2 protein-coding genes are annotated in these 1,474 nt (G+C 74.3%); one reads left to right on the top strand and one right to left on the bottom strand.

The features are described from left to right. The coding region (locus GT042_RS22390; protein WP_202533462.1) for a CapA family protein at positions 1-692 on the top strand (692 nt) is incomplete at its 5' end. A gap of 61 nt (positions 693-753) precedes the next feature. Here the strand turns inward: GT042_RS22390 and GT042_RS22385 are convergent. Further along, positions 754-1,215, bottom strand: coding sequence for a universal stress protein (locus GT042_RS22385; RefSeq protein ID WP_161310515.1), 462 nt, complete (start codon positions 1,213-1,215; stop codon positions 754-756). Between the last annotated feature and the right edge of the window lie 259 nt (positions 1,216-1,474).

Genomic DNA, 1,474 nt, shown 5'->3' with positions numbered 1-1,474 from the left:
ACGTGGGCTCGGCCCGGTCGGCCGCGGAGGCCGGCCGTCCCGCCCTCATGACGGCGGGCGGCGCCCGCGTCGCCCAGCTGGCCTACACGTACGACACCAACGGGATTCCGCTCCCCGACGGGCAGCCCTGGGCGGTCCGGGGCATCGACGAGCGGCGGATCGTCGCCGACGCGCGCGCCGCCCGGGCGGCCGGCGCCGACGTGGTGGTGGTCAGCCTCCACTGGGGCACCGAGTGGCAGACGGCCCCCGACGCCCGGCAGCTGGACCTCGGGAGGCGGCTCACGGCGGCGCGGACCGGCGGGCGCCCCGACATCGACCTGATCCTCGGCACCCACGCGCATGTGCCGCAGGCGTACGAGAAGGTCAACGGCACGTGGATCGTCTACGGCATGGGCGACCAGATCGCGGGCTCGATGGTCAACCACGAGGGCGCGGAGGACCCCCGGGGGAACCAGGGTTCGATCGGCCGCTTCACCTTCGCACCGCCCGCCGCGCCGGGTGCGCGCTGGCGGGTGACGAAGGCGGAGTTCGTCCCGCAGTGGATGGACACCGGGGCCGGCCGGGTGGTGGCTCTGCCCGAGGCGCTGCGGCGCTCGCCGGGCCGCGCGGACTACCGGGAGGCACAGGCGGCGATCACGAAGGCGGTCCTGAGCCGGGGAGCGGCGGCGGACGGGCTCAGGATGGGCCGCTGAGGCCTGCGCGGGCCGGGCGGGGGCTCGGTGTTTCTCGGTGTTTCTCGGTGGTTCTCGTCGGTTACGGGACGACCGTCACCGGCCAGCGGCCCGCCTTGACCAGCCGTACCGCCACGGACCCCACGATCCGGTGCCCCGCCGACTCCGACGCGCCCACCACCACCGCGTCCGCGGTGAGTTCGTCGGCGGCGGTGACCAGGCCGCTGTACGGGTCACCGTGGAAGGTGTGGAACTCCCAGCGGACGTCCCACACGTCCTTGAACCGCTCGGTGGCGAGCCGGATCTCGGCGAGCAGCTCCTCGGCGATCTCCCCGGTCGTGCCGGTCGCCGGGGCGCCGAGGGCGGCCCCCGCCCCCACCACGGGCTGGACGTAGACGATGGCGAGCAGGGCCCTCTGCCGGCGGGCGAGACCCGCCGCGTAAGCGGCCGCGCGGTACGAGGACTGCGATCCGTCCACGCCGACGACGATCACCTTCGGGCCGTCGGTGCCACGTTCGAACGAGGTGGGCTTCTGCTCCGTCACGGGCGCAGGCTATCCGCTCCCTCTGAAGACCCCGACGGAGGGCCCGGTATGACGGTCGGATCATGGGCTGGTCCCATCGGGTGCTTTCGCGCGCGCGGCCGTGTCGGTGTCCGGTCCGGCGCATCCGCCGTGCGAGCCATTAGTCATGAAAAAGGAAGAAATGATTCCGGGGCGCCGCGCCCTCCTCCGGATCGCCGCCTGCCTCGGCGCCGCCGTCACGACCCGGGTGTTCTTCCCGGGCGAGGCGCGCGCCCCCGGC

It is taken from the genome of Streptomyces sp. SID3212 (genome assembly GCF_009865405.1).
Taxonomy (GTDB): domain Bacteria; phylum Actinomycetota; class Actinomycetes; order Streptomycetales; family Streptomycetaceae; genus Streptomyces.
Note: the sequence above shows the minus strand (reverse complement) of the source record. Positions and strands in the feature narration are given on the sequence as shown.